Below are 17870 nucleotides of genomic sequence, written 5' to 3' on the forward strand. Positions count from 1 at the left end.
CCGACGGCGACCTCGCCGCCGACCGGGTCGAGGACGGGGAGCTGCGCTACTACGAGCACCGTTACCCGATCGCGCCGGGGACCGGTGCCGGCACCGCGCGGGAGGTGCACGCGCGGCAGCACTACGAGCTGGTCGGCTGGCGGCGCGGCGACAGCGAGCTCAACTACCGGCGGTTCTTCGCGATCAGCGACCTCGCCGGGCTGCGGGTCGAAGATCCGGCGGTGTTCGGCGCGACGCACGCTGAGGTGCTGCGGTGGGTGGCGACCGGCGACGTCGACGGGATCCGGGTCGACCACCCCGACGGCCTGCGCGACCCGGTCGGCTATCTCGCGCGCCTGCGCGCCGCGGCGCCGTCCGCGTGGCTCGTGGTGGAGAAGATCCTCGAGCACGGTGAGGAGCTGCCCACGGCCTGGCCCGTCGACGGGACCACGGGGTACGACGCCCTGCGCGAGGCGTGCGGCGTCTTCGTCGACCCGGCCGGGGAGCGGGCGTTCACCGCGCTGGACACGGAGCTGACCGGCGTCGAGGTCTCGTGGCCCGAGTTGACCCACGCGTGCAAGCTCGAGGCCGCACACCGGATGTTCCCGGCCGAGCTGCACCGGCTGGCCAGGCTCGCGCCCGGCCTGCCGGACGCCGCGGCCGGGCTCGCCGAGCTCGCCGCCAACTTCCCGGTCTACCGCTCCTACGGGACCGAGGGCCTGCGGCATCTCGCCCGCTCCCGCTCGGAGGCCGGACGCCGCCGGCCCGACCTGATCCCGACGCTGGACGCGCTGACGGCCCGGCTGCGGGACCCGGGCGACGAGCTGGGGCAGCGGTTCAGCCAGCTCACCGGTGCGGTGATGGCCAAGGGCGTGGAGGACACCGCGTACTACCGGTGGACCCGGTTCGTCGCACTCAACGAGGTCGGTGGGGCGCCGGACCATTTCGGGGTCGGGCTGGGCGAGTTCCACACGGCGGCCGCGCGCCGGCAGCGGTCCTGGCCGCGGGGGATGACCACGCTCTCGACGCACGACACCAAGCGCGGCGAGGACGTCCGGGCGCGTTTGGCGGTGCTGGCCGAGGTGCCGGACCGGTGGGCGCGGGCGCTGCAGGGGTGGATGGCCGCGGCGCCGCTGCCCGACCCGTCGTTCGCCCACCTGCTGTGGCAGACCGTGGTCGGTGCCTGGCCCTTGACCAAGGAGCGGCTCCACGCGTACGTGGAGAAGGCTGCCCGTGAGGCGGCGGTGTCCACGAGCTGGGCGGACCCGTCGGCGTCCTTCGAGGCGGCTCTGCACGCGGTCGTCGACAAGATCTTCGACGAACCGGCCCTGGCGTCCTCGGTGGCCCGGTTCGCGGCGGAGATCACGCCGGCCGGCTGGTCCAACGCGCTCGGGCAGAAGCTCGTGCAGCTCGCCATGCCGGGCGTCCCGGACGTCTACCAGGGGACCGAGCTCTGGGAGAACTCGCTGGTCGACCCGGACAACCGGCGAGCGGTGGACTTCGCCACCCGGGCATCGCTGCTGGCCCGGCTCGACGGTGGGTGGCAGCCGCCGATCGACGACAGCGGGGCGGCGAAGCTGCTCGTGGTGTCCCGGACGGTGCGGCTGCGCCGCGATCGGCCCGATCTCTTCACCGGCTACCGCCAGGTCCCGGCGTTCGGCCCGGCGGCCGACCACGTGGTGGCGTTCGACCGCGGCGGCGCGCTGGCCGTGGCCACCCGGCTCCCGGTCGCGCTGGCGCTGCGTGGCGGCTGGGACGACACGTACCTGTCACTTCCGGGCAATTCTTCCGTTCCTGACGACTCTGCGTCTTCGCGGCGTTTTACTGATTCGTTCACGGGACGGGTCTACAGTGGGCGACGGGTGCCGGTGTCGAACCTGCTCGACCGCTATCCGGTCGCCCTGTTGACCCCCGCCGAACCCGTGGTGGCGCCGTGACTGTGTTTTCCGTGTGGGCTCCGGACGTGTCGCGGGTGCGGCTGCGCCTGACCGCCGGTCCCGACCTCGCGCTCGACCGGGACCCGGAGCGGGCCGGCTGGTGGACCATCGACGTGCCGTCCGCCGGCCCGGGCACCGACTACGCCTTCGTGCTGGGTGACGAGGACCAGCCGTTGCCCGACCCCCGTTCGGCGTGGCAGCCGGCCGGTGTCCATGGCTTCAGCCGGGTGTACGACCAGTCCGCGTACCGCTGGTCCGACTCCGCCTGGACCGGCCGCCAGCTGCCGGGCGCCGTGCTGTACGAGCTGCACGTCGGCACGTACACCGCGGAAGGCACCTTCGACGCGGCGATCGAGCGCCTGGACCACCTGGTCGACCTGGGCGTCGACCTGGTCGAGCTGCTGCCGGTCAACGCGTTCAACGGCGAGCACAACTGGGGGTACGACGGTGTCTGCTGGTTCGCGCCGCAGGAGTCCTACGGCGGCCCGGACGGTCTGAAGCGCTTCGTCGACGCCTGCCACCAGCGTGGCCTGGGGGTGGTCCTCGACGTCGTCTACAACCATTTCGGCCCCTCCGGGGCCTACGCGCCGATGTTCGGCCCCTACCTGTCCGAGGGTCCCGGCACCAGCTGGGGCTCCTCGATCAACCTGGACGGGCCGCTCTCGGGCGAGGTCCGCTCCTACATCGTCGACAGTGTCGTGAGCTGGCTGCGCGACTACCACGTCGACGGGCTGCGGCTGGACGCCGTACACGCGCTGGTCGATCGGGGTGCCACGCACCTGCTCGAGGAGCTCACGGTGGCGGTCGACGGCCTGTCGACCCACCTCGGCCGGCCGCTGTCGCTGATCGCGGAGTCGGACCTCAACGACCCTCGCCTGATCACCGCACGCGAAGGCGGGGGTTACGGGCTCACGGCGCAGTGGGACGACGACGCGCACCACGCGCTGCACACGCTGCTGACGGGGGAGCGGCAGGGCTACTACGCGGACTTCGGCTCGCTGCAGACGCTGTCGGACGTGCTGACGGGCGCGTTCTTCCACGCGGGCACGTGGTCGTCGTTCCGCCGGCGGGTGCACGGCCGCCCGGTCGACCGGGGACGGATCCCCGGTTACCGCTTCGTCGCGTACCTGCAGAACCATGACCAGATCGGCAACCGCGCGGTCGGCGACCGCCTGCCGGCGTCGCTGTCGCCGGGCCTGCTCCGGGTGGGCGCGGCGCTGCTGTTCACGGCCCCGTTCACCCCGATGTTGTTCATGGGCGAGGAGTGGGGCGCGACGACCCCGTGGCAGTTCTTCACGAGCCACCCGGAGCCGGAGTTGGCGGCCGCGGTCGCGTCCGGCCGGCGGCGCGAGTTCGCCGCACACGGTTGGGCGGAAGCGTCGGTGCCGGACCCGCAGGACCCGGCCACGTACCTGCGGTCGCGGCTGGACTGGGCGGAGCTGGACAAGCCGGAGCACGCGGAGCTCCTGGCCTTCTACCGGCGCCTGATCGCGCTGCGCAAGTCGCACCCGGACCTGTCGGACCCACGCCTGGACAAGGTCGAGGTGACGCACGGCGACCAGTGGCTGGTCATGCACCGGGGCGGGGTAGCGGTGGCGGCGAACCTGGCGAGCAAGCCGCAACGCATCACCCTGCCGGGCTTCATCCGCACGGTCCTGCTGGCGACGGAATCAGGCGCCACCGTCATGCGCGACGGCATCCAACTCCCGGCCGAGTCAGCGGTGGTCGTCGCCCTGGCCTGACGCGTGGCGCGACCAGTTGCGGAAGACGAAGCGGTGCACCGACTTGAGCCCGACCCAGAGGGCCGGGTAGAGCGCCATCCTGCGCAGTCCGTTGACGGTCACGGTCGTGGTGCGGATGACGCGGGTGCCTCCGCTTGCCGCCGGTGCCAGATCGAACCTGTCGCCGAGTTGATCGACGTAGCGGTGGAAGCCGAGATCGGTCGACTCCATGTGGAAGGCCAGCCGGCTCGGCGGCTCCCAGAGCGTGATCCGCTGCCGGACCACGCCCTGTTCTGAGACGCACTGCCGGGCCGCGCCCACCTCGCCGGGCCCCTCGGGCAGCCGGCAGGCCGTCGGGCGGGGCGTGCCGAGGTAGAAGACCGGGCACCGGTGCCGCAGCTCGATCCGCGAGTCGCACAGCACGGGCCACAACACCTCGGGCGGCTGCGGCACGACCCACCGGGTACGCACGATCACGGCACCAACCGTAGCGCTCGGCACGGGACGGCGGAGTTCCACATCGGGCGCCGTCGGGCAGGCGGCCACTGACGTCGCGGCCCGGCGTGGTGGCGGTCACGCCCGCGTAGTCAGGGCGTCAAGAAAGCGTCAGGCCGCGTATGGAAGGCGTCTGGAACCGTTCCCCCGCGCGATCGCAGGCGGTCTCATGCTTCCGGCACCTGTCCGACCTCCAGGCTGCCCTCGATCCGATGAATAGGAGTTACGCACGTGTATGACGTGCTGCTGGTACTCGTGACGGTGGCGTTCTTCGCCATCCTCGGACTGGTCGTGCGGGGGGTGTCGAAGCTGTGAGCGCCGTCAACCTGATCGGGCTGATCGTTTCCGCCGCGCTGGCGGTCTTCCTCTTTGTCGCCCTGCTGTTCCCGGAGCGTTTCTGATGAGCATGACCGCCGCGGGCATCGTGTTCATCGTTTCGCTGCTCGCCGTCCTCGCCGTCGCCTACCGGTACTTCGGCGACTACATGTACAGAGCGGTCGTCGGCAGACGGCACTCCGTCGTCGAGCGTGGCATCTACCGGGTGCTGCGCGTCAACCCCGACGGCGAGCAGAGCTGGAAGGCGTACGCGGGAAGCCTGTTGGCGTTCTCCGTGATGTCGCTCCTCTTCCTCTACGCGCTCCTCCGCCTCCAGAACGTGCTCTGGCCGAACCCGGACTTCCCCGGCGTCACCAACCACGTCGCCTGGAACACCGCGGTCTCGTTCGTGACCAACACGAACTGGCAGGCGTACTCCGGTGAGTCGACCATGACCCACCTGTCGCAGATGGCCGGCCTCGCGGTGCAGAACTTCGTCTCCGCCAGCGTCGGCATCGCCGTGGCCGTGGCGTTCGTGCGCGGCTTCGCCCGGAAGAAGACCAACGAGCTCGGTAACTTCTGGGTCGACCTGACCCGGATCACGCTGCGCGTCATGCTGCCCGTCGCGGTGATCGGCGCGATCGTACTGATCGTCGGCGGTGTCGTGCAGAACTTCTCCGGCGGCCACGACGTCAGCACGCTGACCGGTGGCGCACAGACGCTGACCGGCGGCCCGGTGGCCAGCCAGGAGGTCGTCAAGGAGCTCGGCACCAACGGCGGCGGCTTCATGAACGCCAACAGTGCCCACCCGTTCGAGAACCCGACCGCCTGGACCAACTGGATCGAGCTGTTCCTGATCCTGCTGATCCCGGTCTCCATGCCGCGGGTGTTCGGCCGGATGGTCGGTCAGAACCGCCAGGGGTACGCGATCCTCGCGGTGATGGGCATCCTCGCCATCGCCAGCATCGCGGCCACCAACGGCTTCGAGCTCGCGCACGGCGGCACGGTGCCGCAGTCGGTGGCCGCGGCCATGGAGGGCAAGGAGGTCCGGTTCGGCGTCTCGAACTCGGCGACCTTCGGCGCGATCACGACGCTCACGTCGACCGGCGCGGTCAACTCGTTCCACGACTCGTACACCGCGCTCGGCGGCATGATGCCGATGTTCAACATGATGCTCGGTGAGGTCGCGCCCGGCGGTGTCGGTGCGGGGCTCTACGGCATGCTCGTGCTCGCCGTGATCACGGTGTTCGTCGCCGGGTTGATGGTCGGGCGTACGCCCGAATATCTGGGCAAGAAGATCGGTGCCCGCGAGATCAAGTTCGCCTCGATGTACTTCCTGATCACTCCGCTGGTGGTGCTGGTCGGGGTGGCCGCGGCGATGGCGACCAAGAACCACACGACGATGCTGAACGTCGGACCCCACGGTTTCTCCGAGGTGCTCTACGCGTTCACCTCGGCGGCCAACAACAACGGCTCCGCGTTCGCCGGCATCACGGTCAACACCGGCTGGTGGGACACGGCGCTCGGCTTCGCGATGCTGTTGGGCCGGTTCCTGCCGATCATCATGGTGCTCGGCCTGGCCGGGTCGCTGGCCAGCCAGCAACCGGTGCCGGAGTCCAAGGGCACGCTGCCGACGCACAAGCCGCTCTTCGTCGCGATGCTCGTCGGCGTCACGGTGATCCTGGTCGCCCTGACGTTCCTGCCCGCCCTCGCCCTCGGCCCGCTGGCCGAAGGCCTCTGAGCCGCCGTCCACAAAGGAAATACGGAGATGACTGCACTGACCACACCGGCCGGCGCACAGCGCCGGATCGGCGGCGGCCTGCTCGATCCCAAACAGCTGTGGAAGTCGCTGCCCGACGCGCTTCTCAAGCTCAACCCGCGCACCCTGTGGCGCAACCCCGTCATGTTCATCGTCGAGATCGGCGCGGTGTTCACCACCGTGCTGGCGATCGGCGACCCGTCGCTGTTCGCCTGGCTGATCACGATCTGGCTCTGGCTCACCGTGGTCTTCGCGAACCTCGCGGAGGCCGTCGCCGAGGGGCGCGGCAAGGCCCAGGCGGCCACGCTGCGGGCGGCCAAGCGGGACACGGTCGCCGTCCGCCTCACCGAGTGGACGCCGGGCCAGGACCGCACCCGCTACCGCGAGGAGTCCGTCGCGGCGTCGGCGCTGCGGCAGGGCGACATCGTGTACGTCGAGGCGGGCCAGACGATCCCCGGCGACGGTGACGTCGTCGAGGGCATCGCCAGCGTCGACGAGTCGGCGATCACCGGCGAGTCGGCGCCGGTCATCCGGGAGTCCGGCGGCGACCGCAGCGCCGTCACCGGCGGCACGAAGGTCCTGAGCGACCGGATCATCGTCAAGATCACCCAGAAGCCCGGCGAGAGCTTCATCGACCGCATGATCGCGCTGGTCGAGGGTGCCTCCCGGCAGAAGACGCCCAACGAGATCGCCCTCAACATCTTGCTGGCCGCGCTCACCGTGATCTTCCTGTTCGCGGTGGTCACGCTCCAGCCGATGGCGATCTTCGCGAAGGCGTTCCAGGGCGCGGCGCCCGACACGTTGTCGCTCAACGCGGACGGCATCTCCGGCATCGTGCTGGTGTCGCTGCTCGTCTGCCTGATCCCGACCACGATCGGCGCGCTGCTCTCCGCGATCGGCATCGCCGGCATGGACCGGCTGGTGCAGCGCAACGTGCTCGCCATGTCCGGCCGCGCGGTGGAAGCCGCGGGCGACGTCAACACGCTGCTGCTCGACAAGACCGGCACGATCACCCTCGGCAACCGGCAGGCGTCGGAGTTCCTGCCCGTCGAGGGCGTCACCCCGGCGACCCTCGCCGACGCCGCCCAGCTGTCCAGCCTCGCCGACGAGACGCCCGAGGGCCGCTCGATCGTCGTGCTGGCGAAGCAGGACTACGGCCTGCGGGCGCGCGAGGAGGGCGTGATGCCGAACGCGACGTTCGTGCCGTTCAGCGCGGAGACGCGCATGTCCGGTGTGGACCTGACGGACCGGCGGATCCGCAAGGGCGCCGCCGCGGCGGTGATGAAGTGGGTACGCGAGAACGGCGGCCACCCGACCGAGGAGGTCGGCGAGACGGTCGACGCGATCGCCGGCTCCGGCGGCACCCCGCTGGTCGTCGCGGAGCACGTCGAGGGCCAGCCGGCGCGCGCGCTCGGCGTCGTGCACCTCAAGGACGTGGTCAAGGCCGGCATGCGGGAGCGGTTCGACGAGATGCGCCGTATGGGCATCCGAACCGTGATGATCACGGGTGACAACCCGCGCACCGCGAAGGCCATCGCGGACGAGGCCGGCGTCGACGACTTCCTCGCCGAGGCCAAGCCCGAGGACAAGATGGCCCTGATCCGCAAGGAGCAGGAGGGCGGCCGGCTGGTCGCCATGACCGGTGACGGCACCAACGACGCGCCCGCGCTCGCGCAGGCCGATGTCGGCGTCGCGATGAACACCGGCACGTCGGCCGCGAAAGAGGCCGGCAACATGGTCGACCTCGACTCGGACCCGACGAAGCTCATCGAGATCGTCGAGATCGGCAAGCAGTTGCTGATCACCCGGGGCGCGCTGACCACCTTCTCGATCGCCAACGACATCGCGAAGTACTTCGCGATCATCCCGGCGATGTTCGCGGGGATCTACCCGAGCCTGGACGCGCTCAACATCATGAAGCTGAGCAGTCCGGAGTCGGCGATCCTGTCGGCGGTCATCTTCAACGCGGTGGTCATCGTCGCGCTGATCCCGCTGGCCCTGCGCGGCGTCCGCTACCGGCCGAGCAGCGCGTCCAAGCTGCTGACCCGCAACCTCTGGATCTACGGCCTGGGCGGGATCGTCGTCCCGTTCGCGGGCATCAAGATCATCGACCTGATCATCCAAGGGATCTTCTGATGCGCCTACCTTCCTGGATCTCACAGCACCTGGCGGCATTGCGCGCCGTCCTGGTGTTCACCGTCATCCTGGGCCTCGCCTATCCGTTCGCGATGACGGGCATCGCCCAGCTCCCGGGCCTGCGCGACAAGGCGAACGGGTCCGTCATCCAGACCGCGGACGGCAAGGACGTGGGCAGCTCGCTGATCGGGCAGTCGTTCACCGACGCCGACGGCAACGCCGTGCCCAGCTACTTCCAGTCGCGGCCGTCCGCGGCCGGCGACGGCTACGACCCGACCTCGACGGCCGCGTCCAACCTGGGCCCGGAGTCGATCGAGGACACCCTGCCCGTGCCGGGCGCGGTGGACGACGAGGGCAACCCCGACGAGGGCTCCCAGAGCCTGCTGACCCAGGTCTGCGCGCGCAGCGTGGAGATCGGCCAGCGGGAGGGCGTCTCCGGCGCCCGGCCGTACTGCACGCCGGACGGCGTCGGCGCGGTCCTGCGGGTCTTCTACTCGGAGGGCCTGTCCGGGACGGTCACCCGGGCCGTCAGCGTCAACCAGGCCGCGCCGGCGACGCCGTTCATCGCGACGTACGACGGCGTGCGGGTCGAGAGCGCGGTGCCCGGCGACGACTACTCGGGCGGGGTGCTGGTCGCGATCCGCGGTGACGCGCCGGCGAACCCGGCGGTGCCGTCGGACGCGGTCACCGCGAGCGGTTCGGGACTCGACCCGCAGATCAGCACGGCGTACGCCGAGCTGCAGGTCGCCCGGGTGGCGCGCGAGCGCGGTGCGGACCCGGCGGCGGTGCGCAAGCTGGTCGACGAGAACACCATCGGCCGCTCGCTCGGCTTCATGGGTGAGCCCGGCGTCAACGTGCTGAAGCTCAACCTGGCGCTCGACCGCGACCTCCCGGCCGCGCGCTGACGGGGGCGGGGCGGACCCGGATGGCACGCGGAGAGCTACGGATCTATCTCGGGGCCGCCCCGGGAGTCGGTAAGACGGTCGCCATGCTCGAGGAGGCACAGCGCCGCATCGAGCGTGGCACCGACGTGGTCGTCGGCTTCGTCGAGACGCACGGCCGGGCGTACACCGCCCGCATGATCGGCGACCTGGAGGTGGTGCCGCGCCGAACCGCGGAGTACCGCGGCGCCACCTTCACCGAGCTGGACGTGGACGCGGTGCTGGACCGCCGGCCCGAGGTCGCCCTGGTCGACGAGCTGGCGCACACCAACGTGCCCGGCTCGCGCAACGAGAAGCGCTGGCAGGACGTCCAGGAGCTGCTCGACGCGGGGATCACCGTGCTGTCCACGGTGAACATCCAGCATCTCGAGTCGCTCAACGACGTGGTCGAGCAGATCACCGGCATCGTCCAGCGGGAGACCGTGCCGGACAGCGCGGTACGCGGCGCCGACCAGGTCGAACTGGTCGACATGACCCCCGAGGCGCTGCGCCGGCGGATGGCGCACGGCAACATCTACCAACCGGACAAGATCGACGCGGCGCTCGGGAACTACTTCCGCGTCGGCAACCTGACCGCGCTGCGGGAGCTGGCGCTGCTCTGGCTGGCCGACAAGGTGGACCAGCAGCTCGAGCGCTACCGCGACGCGCACGGGATCGGTTCGACCTGGGAGACGCGCGAGCGCGTCGTGGTCGCCGTCACCGGCGGCCCGGAAGGCGACACGCTGATCCGCCGCGCCGCCCGGATCGCGGCCCGCAGCAAGGGCACCGACCTGATGGCGGTGCACGTGTCCCGGTCGGACGGGCTGACCGGCGCCGACCCCGCCCTGCTGGCCAAGCAGCGGCTGCTCGTGGAGAGCCTCGGCGGCAGTTTCCACCAGGTGGTCGGCGGCGACATCCCGCGGGCGCTGCTCGACTTCGCCCGGGGCGTCAACGCGACCCAGCTCGTCCTGGGCGTGAGCCGGCGGGGACGGCTCGCCCAGCTGCTGGCCGCCGGCGTCGGCGTGACCACCTCGGCCCGGTCGGACGCCATCGACGTGCATCTCGTGCCGCACGCCGAGGTGGGCCGTGGCCGGCTGACCGCGCCGGCGCCGGTGCTGTCCGCGCGGCGCCGCCTGATCGGCTTCTTCCTGGTCGCGCTCGGCCTGCCCGCGCTGACCGGGGCACTGCTGCCGCTGCGGGCCGACCTCTCCCTGCCCAGCGAGATGCTGCTGTTCCTGGCGGCGGTCGTGGGGATCGCCCTCGTCGGCGGGATCTGGCCGGCGGTGCTGGCCGCGGTGGCCGCGTCGCTGCTGCTCAACTACTTCTTCACACCGCCGACGAACGAGTGGACGATCGCACAGCGCGAGAACATCCTGGCGCTGCTGGTGTTCGTGGTGATCGCGGCGGCGGTGTCCTGGATCGTCGACGTGGCGGCCCGGCGCACCCGGGACGCCGCGGGGGCGAGCGCGGAGGCGCAGACCCTGGCGACCGTGGCCGGAAGCGTCCTGCGCGGCACCCGGCCGTTGACCGCGCTGCTCGAGCGGCTCCAGGAGACGTTCGGGCTGGAGGCGGTCACGCTGCTGGAGCGCAGCCCGGATGCCCTCGGTCGCCCCGACCGCCAGCGGAGTCCGTCCGCGTGGTCGGTGGCCGCGAGCGTCGGCGGCGCGCCGTGCTGCACGCCGGGGGAGGCGCACACGGAGGTGGCCGTCGACGACGGTCTCGTTCTGGCGCTGCGTGGGCGTACCCCCGCCGCAGCCGACCGTCGGTTGATCGAGGCGTTCGCCGCACAGGCCGCGGTGGCGTTGCGGCACGAGCGGCTGGCCGCCGCGGCGGCACAGGCGCGTCCGCTGGCCGAGGCCGACCGCATGCGCACCGCGCTCCTGGCGGCGGTCAGCCACGACCTGCGTACGCCACTCGCCTCCGCCAAGGCGGCCGTCGACAGCCTGCTCAGTCACGAGGTGGCGTTCTCCGACCTGGACCGGGACGACCTGCTGGACGCGGCCCGGGAGTCGCTGGACCGGCTGGCCCGGCTGGTCGACAACCTGCTCGACCTGAGCCGGTTGCAGGCCGGCGCGCTCGGCGTGAGCGTGGCGGAGATCGGCTTGGAGGACGCGGTGCCGCGGGCGCTCGACGAGCTCGGCGCCGTCGTGCGCTCCGACATCACCGCCGACCTGCCCGCCGTCGCCGCCGATCCCGGGCTGCTGGAGCGGATCCTGGTGAACCTGATCGCGAACGCGCTGCGGTTCAGCCCGCCCGGGCGGCCGCCGCTGGTCACCGCCCGCTACCAGGAGGATGTCGTCGAGCTGCGGGTCGTCGACCACGGGCCCGGCATCCCCGAAGCCGACCGCGACAAGGTCTTCGTGCCCTTCCAGCGGATGGGCGACCGCGACAACCACAACGGTGTCGGGCTGGGCCTGGCCCTGTCCCGCGGGCTGGCCGAGGCGATGGGCGGTTCGCTGCGCCCGGAGACGACGAACGGCGGCGGGCTGACGATGGTGCTGTCCCTGCCGGCCGCGATCTCACCGGGCGACGGCAACGCCACGGAGGCGGTCGAGCGCGCGGTCCGCGAACGCCGTCACCGGCGATGATGCGGGTGCTCGTCGTCGACGACGACCCGTCGATCGTCCGCACGTTGCAGATCAACCTCCGGATCCGGGGGTACGCCGTGGACACGGCGGTCGACGGCGCCGGCGCGCTGCGTGCCGCCCTGCGGGTCCGGCCCGACCTGGTCGTGCTCGACCTCGGGCTGCCGGACATGGACGGGCTGGCGGTGCTCGCGGGCCTGCGGTCCTGGTCGGCGGTGCCGGTGGTGGTGCTGACGGGCCGCGACGACCACGCCGCGAAGGTGGGCGCGCTCGACGCGGGCGCCGACGACTACCTGACGAAGCCGTTCCACGTCGAGGAACTGGTGGCCCGGATGCGCGCGGTGGCCCGGCGGCGGCTTTCCGGGCCGTCCGGCGTCTCGGCGGTGCGGATCGGGCGGTTCCTGGTCGACGTCGCGGATCGCACGGTGACGCCGCCGGTGCGGCTGACGCCCACGGAGTGGCACCTGCTGGAGATCCTCGTGCGGCGCTCCGGGCACCTGGTCACGCACCGGGAGCTGCTGCGGGAGGTGTGGGGCCCGGCTTACGAGGGGTCGACGAACTATCTGCGGCAGTACGTGACCCAGCTGCGCCACAAGCTGGAGGAGGAGCCGTCCCGCCCGCGGCACCTGCTGACCGAGCAGGGCGTGGGCTATCGCCTCGTGCCCTAGAGGCGGTGCTTCTGCACCTTGCCCAGGGCGTTGCGGGGGAGCGCGGGCACGAAGATCACTTCGCGGGGGCGCTTGTGTGCGGACAGCGTCGTCGCGACGTGCTGGATCAGCGTGTCCGCCGCGGTGCCGTCCGCGACGACGTAGGCGACGATGCGCTGGCCCAGGTCGTCGTCCGGGCGGCCGACCACCGCCGCCTCGTGGACGGCGGGGTGGGTGAGCAGGGCATCCTCGATCTCGCCCGCGCCAACCCGGAAGCCGCCGGTCTTGATCAGGTCGGTCGAGGCGCGGCCGACGATCCGGTGCGTGCCCTCGGCGTCGATCGTGGCGACGTCGCCGGTGCGGAACCAGCCGTCGTGGGTGAAGGCCTTGGCGGTCGCTTCCGGCTGGTCGAGGTAGCCGGCGAAGACGGTCGCGCCGCGGATTTCGAGCGCGCCCGGTGTCGCGCCGTCATGTGCTGTCTCGTCGCCGTTCTCGTCGACCAGGCGGGTCTCGACGCCCGCGATCGGGCTGCCGACCGCGCCGGGCCTTCGGCTCCCGTCCGCTCGCGTGGCGACGGTGATCAGCGTTTCGGTCATGCCGTAGCGCTCGACCGGGGCCTGGCCGGTCAGCGTTTTCAGTGCCGTGAAGACGCCGGCTGGGAGGGCGGCGCTGCCGGAGACCAGCAGGCGGGCGCTGCGCAGGGCCCGGGCCGCATCCGCGGCGGCGGCGACGCGGTGCCAGATCGTGGGGACGGCGAAGTAGAGGCTGCCGCGCGCGGCGGCGAGCAGGTCGGGGCGCGGGCGGCCCGTGTGGTGCAGGCGGCTGCCGGTGCGCAGGGCGCCGAGTACGCCGAGGACCAGCCCGTGTACGTGGTAGAGCGGCAGCGCGTGGACGAGGCGGTCCTCGGCGGTCCAGTCCCAGGCGTCCGCGAGGCCGTCCAGGCAGGCGGCGATCGCGGTGCCGGTGATCGGCACGCCCTTGGGTCGGCCCGTGGTGCCGCTCGTGTAGAGGATCAGGGCCGGGCGGTCCGTAGCCGCGGGGTCGGTCCACTGGGCCTTGTCGCTGAGGTCGACGTCGTCCAGCAGGACCTCGGCGTGGGAGTCGCGGATGATGTGGTCGCGCTCGGCCGGCCCGGAGTCGGGCGGGACCGGGACCACCGGCACGCCGGCCGCCATGCCGCCGAGGACCGCGGCGACGGTCTCCACGGTGGACGTGGCGGTGACGGCGGCGGCGCGGGCGCCCGCGATCCGCCGGGCGACGCCCGCGCTCGCGGCGGCGAGGTCCTCGAACGAGAGCGCGTCGTCGCCGATCCGCACCGCGTCGGGTGCGTCGCCGAACGAGCCGGTCAGGGCGGGCAGCAGAGACACGCGGCCAACGCTGCCATATCGGTCGTGTGCGCCCGTGCGTACCCCTATTGTTGTTTGAGTAGTTCGCGGACAACGGGCCGTAACCCTTCCGACGGACCGCGTGTCGTGGGAGCTTTGTGGGTACATCGGGTGGACCCACTCCTACGGGCGGTGACTGATGGGCGAAGAGGTCGACCAGCGGGAGTTCACCCGCGAAGACCGCGCGCGCTACCGGCAGAAGGTGCGCCGCTGCCTCGACGTGTTCGCGGAGATGCTGCGCGAGGCACGCTTCGACTTCGAGCGGCCGCTGACCGGCATGGAGATCGAGCTCAACCTCATCGACGACGCGGCCGACCCGGCGATGCGCAACGCCGACGTGCTCGCCGCCGTCGCCGATCCGGCGTTCCAGACCGAGCTGGGCCAGTTCAACGTGGAGATCAACGTTGCTCCGCGGCGGCTGGGCACGCGCGGTTCGGCGGAGTTCGAGACCGACATCCGGGCGAGCCTGAATGCGGCCGAGGACAAGGCGCGCGCGGTCGGCGCGCACATGGTGATGATCGGGATCCTGCCGACGCTCCGGCAGAGCCACCTGACGGTCGAGTCGCTGTCGGCGAACCCGCGCTACGCGTTGATCAACGAGCAGATCTTCGCGGCCCGCGGCGAGGACCTGACGATCCGGATCGACGGCGTGGAGCGATTGAACACCACCGCGGACACGGTCGCCCCCGAGGCCGCGTGCACGTCGACGCAGTTCCACCTGCAGGTGTCGCCCGCGCAGTTCGCGTCGTACTGGAACGCCGCACAGACCATCGCCGGCGTCCAGGTGGCGCTGGGCGCGAACTCGCCCTTCCTCTACGGCAAGGAGCTGTGGCGCGAGACCCGGATCCCGCTGTTCGAGCAGGCCACGGACACGCGTTCGGAAGAGATCAAGGCGCAGGGTGTACGCCCGCGGGTCTGGTTCGGCGAGCGGTGGATCACCTCGGTCTTCGACCTGTTCGAGGAGAACGTGCGCTACTTCCCGGCGCTGCTCCCGATCTGCGACCCGGAGGACCCGGCGGAGGCGCTCGCCAACGGCGACACCCCGACGCTGGCCGAGCTGCGCCTGCACAACGGCACGATCTACCGGTGGAACCGCCCGATCTACGACGTGGTCCGCAACCGCCCGCACCTCCGGGTCGAGAACCGCGTCCTCCCCGCGGGCCCGACGGTGATCGACACGATAGCCAACGCGGCGTTCTACTTCGGCGTGGTCCGCACCCTGGCAGAGTCGGACCGTCCGCTGTGGTCCCAGATGTCCTTCAGCGCGGCGGAGGAGAACTTCCACAACTGCGCCCGCAACGGCATCGGCGCGCAGGTCTTCTGGCCGGGCCTGGGCTACCTGCCGGTGACGGAACTGGTCCTGCGCCGGCTGCTCCCGCTGGCGTCGGAGGGCCTGGACCGCTGGGGCGTGGCCCCGGAGGAACGGGACCGGCTGCTCGGCATCATCGAACAGCGGTGCCTGCTGGGCCGCAACGGGGCGAGCTGGCAGGTGGACACGCTCCACCACCTGGAGGTGGAGGGCAACCTGGACCGCCGGGAGGCGCTCCGCCAGGTGGTCAAGCGCTACGTCCCACTGATGCACAGCAACGAGCCGGTCCACGAATGGCCAACCTCGTAGCCGGCTAGGCCGCCGCGCGGTTGGGCGATTGGCGTCAACTGCCGGCCCTGGGCGAACGGTCTGGTGCATGCGGCAGCGGCTATTTCGCCGCCGGCTGAGGCTCGCGGCGCAGCCTGGCCGCCGTTGCTTGACCTTGTCGGAGACACCCTCCATGGGGACGGTGCCCTTCGTCTTCGCGCTCGGTTCCGGCGTGGCGCCGCGTAAGGAGCCGTCGTAGGGCCCGCCGCGGTGGTCTCGCGCCTGTGTTCGAGACCGTCCCCGGCGTTGCGCGGCGTGACTGGCGGTGACCGGCGTTTGCGCTGTCGTTGACGCCGACCAGCAGGCAGGGCCGGCCGACCGTCAACGTGCCCCGGGGGTTCGATTGTGGAGCGCGGACCTGGCAGCGACGCGCAGCGAGCGGTGTCTGGCGGGAGCGACGGCCCGGACCGCCGCGGACCCGAGTCGCGATTGCTCTGTGGTCTTGCGTTTGGTCAGCGGCTGGCTGTGTAGGCCGTCGCGATCGCGCCGACGAGGGTCAGGCCGAGGACGGCCTGGAGGAGCAGGGCCGGGCCGATGTGGGACCACAGGGTGGGGATGCGGGGGCGCAGGAGTTGGCCCGTGGTGATGTTGACGATGCGGTCCACCTTGGGTGGCATCGTGCGGTCCTTCTGGCGGGCCACCGTCACCTGGATGTGGTCGGAGGGTTCGAGGGCGCTCTGCGGCAGGTGGCCGTGGATCTCGACCTCGCAGAGGCGGCCCGCGGCGTCGCGTAGGCGCAGCGGCGTGACCAGGAACTCCGGGGCCTTTCGCAGGTCCTTGAAGCGGCGCGGTGCGCCGCCGCGGGTGCCGGCCTGGAGGATCGAGAGGATGGCGCGGCCGATCAGGCGGCCTACGGTGGCGGCCGTGAGGATCACGACCAGCACCGGTTGGCCGACCTTCATCTCGCGGGCGTACCCGGGCATCAGCCGCTCCACGCGGCCCGTCACCGTTGGTCCGGAGTGGTAGAAGACGGTGTCGTTCATTGCTGACCACCACTTTGCGTCAGGCCGTGTTCACCCAGTGTATTGATCAGCGCTGATGATCGCCCGTGAATGAATAGCCGTGAAGATCACCCGACCGGGCGACCGGCCACCTCCTCGTAGAGCTCCACGTAGCGTTCCGCCATGACCGCCGGGGTGAAGCGGCGGGCCGCCTCGCGCCGGCATTCGGCGGGGTCGAGCTTGCCGGCCGCGATGACCAGGTCGGCCAGCTCCTCCTCGGACTTCGTGAGCAGGCCCGTGCGGCCGTGCTCGATCAGCTCGGGCAGGCAGCCGCGGGCCGTGCCGATGACCGGGGTGCCGAGCGCGAGGGACTCGACGACGAACGTGCCGCCGGGCTCCTCCCAGCGCAGGGGCGCGAGCATCGCGCGGGCCTCGGCCACGAGGTTGTCGCGGTCGGCGCCCGTGAGCGTGCCCACCCAGCGGACCCGGCTGCCGTCGACCAGCGGTGCCACCTGCTCGCGCCAGAAGCGGACGTCGGGGTTGCTCGCGGTGGCCGGGTCGCGGAGGGCGGCGGCCAGGTCGTCGGGCTGCTTGTAGGGGCCGACCGGGCCGGCCAGCACGAGGTCGAAACCGGTCTCGTGGGCGAGGCGTACGCCCAGGTCCTGGCCCTTGCCGGGGGTGATGCGCCCGAGCATGACCAGGTGCTCGGCCCGGTCGGGGATGGGTCTGCGCTCGGCCTCGACGGCAAGGGGAGTGGCCAGGTGGACGTGGCCTATGGCGTGCGCGCGGAGTGCGCGCGGTGCCCTCCTCAGCTGCGACGCGCTGACGCCGTTGACGCTGACCCGGCCGCCGCCGTCGAAGCCGCCGTAGAGCTCCGGGTGCTTGCCCAGGTCCCAGTGCAGGGTGTGCAGGACGGGCGTGGCGGTCGGCTCCATCGCGGCGAGCATCGCGAGGCCGATCGCTTCGACATGATCGTGTACGAGGTCGATGTCGTCGCGTTCCCGCAGCGTGCGGACGACCGCCGCCTGGTGCGCCGTGGCGACGCCGTTCGCCTGGTTGTAGGGGCGCTGCAGCCAGCCGAACTGGCCTTCCGGGAAGGGTGCGAGCAGCTCGTCGACGGGTTCGGTGCTGGTGCCGACCGAGGCGAGCAGCACGGTGACGCCGAGGCGGCGGAGCTCGGGGACGAGGGTGGCGATGATGTTCTCGATGCCGCCGTAGCCGCGCGGCGGCACCGGCAGCCAGGGGCCGGCGTTGACGAGGACGGTGAAGGTCATCGGGCCGCCCTGCTTCCGTGCCGGGGGGCCGGCGCTCGTCCGGCCCGGCCGCCTATCGGTGCGTCGCGGTCGGTCGGCGCGCCGGGGCCGCACGCCGCTCGGCGACGAACGCCGCCCGGTCGTCGGCGTCCTCGATCGCG

The 17870-nt window shown here is 71.8% G+C and carries 13 protein-coding genes; 9 read left to right on the forward strand and 4 right to left on the reverse strand.

Annotated elements, in window-relative coordinates; translation table 11 throughout:
* Together treY and treZ are read left to right on the forward strand one after the other, a co-directional pair.
* Nucleotides 1-1916, forward strand: a 1916-nt coding sequence (gene treY / locus AB0H87_RS21920; protein ID WP_360148426.1) for a malto-oligosyltrehalose synthase, incomplete at its 5' end; no start/stop codon positions are given.
* Nucleotides 1913-3658: a malto-oligosyltrehalose trehalohydrolase gene (gene treZ, locus AB0H87_RS21925; RefSeq protein WP_360148429.1), complete on the forward strand. Its 1746-nt coding sequence runs from the start codon at nt 1913-1915 to the stop codon at nt 3656-3658. The genes treY and treZ, both read left to right, overlap by 4 nt.
* Here treZ and AB0H87_RS21930 read toward each other — a convergent pair.
* Nucleotides 3632-4114: an SRPBCC family protein gene (locus AB0H87_RS21930; protein WP_360148432.1), complete on the reverse strand. Its 483-nt coding sequence runs from the start codon at nt 4112-4114 to the stop codon at nt 3632-3634. The genes treZ and AB0H87_RS21930 overlap by 27 nt on opposite strands.
* A 329-nt stretch (nt 4115-4443) precedes the next feature.
* Between AB0H87_RS21930 and kdpF the strand changes: the two genes are divergently transcribed.
* The 6 genes from kdpF to AB0H87_RS21960 are packed head-to-tail and all read left to right on the forward strand — an operon-like array spanning nt 4444 to nt 12515.
* On the forward strand, nt 4444-4533 hold the full coding sequence (gene kdpF, locus AB0H87_RS21935; protein WP_203707748.1) for a K(+)-transporting ATPase subunit F: 90 nt from the start codon (nt 4444-4446) through the stop codon (nt 4531-4533).
* Complete coding sequence (kdpA, locus tag AB0H87_RS21940) at nt 4533-6188, forward strand: potassium-transporting ATPase subunit KdpA (protein WP_360148435.1); 1656 nt, start codon at nt 4533-4535, stop codon at nt 6186-6188. The genes kdpF and kdpA overlap by 1 nt, the downstream gene beginning before the upstream one ends.
* Nucleotides 6189-6215: 27 nt before the next feature.
* Nucleotides 6216-8342 carry a potassium-transporting ATPase subunit KdpB gene (kdpB, locus tag AB0H87_RS21945; RefSeq protein ID WP_360148438.1) on the forward strand — a complete coding sequence of 709 codons (2127 nt, stop codon included), beginning with the start codon at nt 6216-6218 and terminating at the stop codon, nt 8340-8342.
* On the forward strand, nt 8342-9247 hold the full coding sequence (locus AB0H87_RS21950) for a potassium-transporting ATPase subunit C (RefSeq protein WP_360148441.1): 906 nt from the start codon (nt 8342-8344) through the stop codon (nt 9245-9247). Before kdpB ends, AB0H87_RS21950 begins: the two co-directional genes overlap by 1 nt.
* 20 nt (nt 9248-9267) lie before the next feature.
* Nucleotides 9268-11850, forward strand: a complete 2583-nt coding sequence (locus tag AB0H87_RS21955; protein WP_360148444.1) for a DUF4118 domain-containing protein — start codon at nt 9268-9270, stop codon at nt 11848-11850.
* On the forward strand, nt 11847-12515 hold the full coding sequence (locus tag AB0H87_RS21960; protein ID WP_360148447.1) for a response regulator transcription factor: 669 nt from the start codon (nt 11847-11849) through the stop codon (nt 12513-12515). Before AB0H87_RS21955 ends, AB0H87_RS21960 begins: the two co-directional genes overlap by 4 nt.
* Here AB0H87_RS21960 and AB0H87_RS21965 read toward each other — a convergent pair.
* Nucleotides 12512-13861, reverse strand: coding sequence for an AMP-binding protein (locus AB0H87_RS21965; RefSeq protein WP_360148450.1), 1350 nt, complete (start codon nt 13859-13861; stop codon nt 12512-12514). The two genes, AB0H87_RS21960 and AB0H87_RS21965, sit on opposite strands and share 4 nt — an antisense overlap.
* Before the next feature lie 157 nt (nt 13862-14018).
* On the opposite strand from AB0H87_RS21965, the gene AB0H87_RS21970 reads away from it, so the two are divergent.
* Complete coding sequence (locus AB0H87_RS21970) at nt 14019-15497, forward strand: glutamate--cysteine ligase (RefSeq protein ID WP_360148453.1); 1479 nt, start codon at nt 14019-14021, stop codon at nt 15495-15497.
* A 470-nt stretch (nt 15498-15967) separates the two neighbouring features.
* On the opposite strand, the gene AB0H87_RS21975 is transcribed toward AB0H87_RS21970, so the two are convergent.
* Both AB0H87_RS21975 and AB0H87_RS21980 read right to left on the reverse strand, forming a co-directional pair.
* On the reverse strand, nt 15968-16498 hold the full coding sequence (locus AB0H87_RS21975) for a hypothetical protein (protein WP_360148456.1): 531 nt from the start codon (nt 16496-16498) through the stop codon (nt 15968-15970).
* An 86-nt stretch (nt 16499-16584) separates the two neighbouring features.
* Entirely contained in the window at nt 16585-17730 is a 1146-nt protein-coding gene (locus tag AB0H87_RS21980; protein ID WP_360148459.1) for a glycosyltransferase, read from the reverse strand.
* Nucleotides 17731-17870: the final 140 nt, after the last annotated feature.

Source organism: Asanoa sp. NPDC050611 (assembly GCF_040654855.1).
Taxonomy (GTDB): domain Bacteria; phylum Actinomycetota; class Actinomycetes; order Mycobacteriales; family Micromonosporaceae; genus Asanoa.

Coding starts and splice junctions, on each gene's coding strand:
- kdpA (WP_360148435.1), top strand. CDS start 4,533: ATGAGCATGACCGCCGCGGGCATCGTGTTCATCGTTTCGCTGCTCGCC.
- kdpB (WP_360148438.1), top strand. CDS start 6,216: ATGACTGCACTGACCACACCGGCCGGCGCACAGCGCCGGATCGGCGGC.
- AB0H87_RS21950 (WP_360148441.1), top strand. CDS start 8,342: ATGCGCCTACCTTCCTGGATCTCACAGCACCTGGCGGCATTGCGCGCC.
- AB0H87_RS21955 (WP_360148444.1), top strand. CDS start 9,268: ATGGCACGCGGAGAGCTACGGATCTATCTCGGGGCCGCCCCGGGAGTC.
- AB0H87_RS21960 (WP_360148447.1), top strand. CDS start 11,847: ATGATGCGGGTGCTCGTCGTCGACGACGACCCGTCGATCGTCCGCACG.
- AB0H87_RS21970 (WP_360148453.1), top strand. CDS start 14,019: ATGGGCGAAGAGGTCGACCAGCGGGAGTTCACCCGCGAAGACCGCGCG.
- AB0H87_RS21975 (WP_360148456.1), bottom strand. CDS start 16,498: ATGAACGACACCGTCTTCTACCACTCCGGACCAACGGTGACGGGCCGC.
- AB0H87_RS21980 (WP_360148459.1), bottom strand. CDS start 17,730: ATGACCTTCACCGTCCTCGTCAACGCCGGCCCCTGGCTGCCGGTGCCG.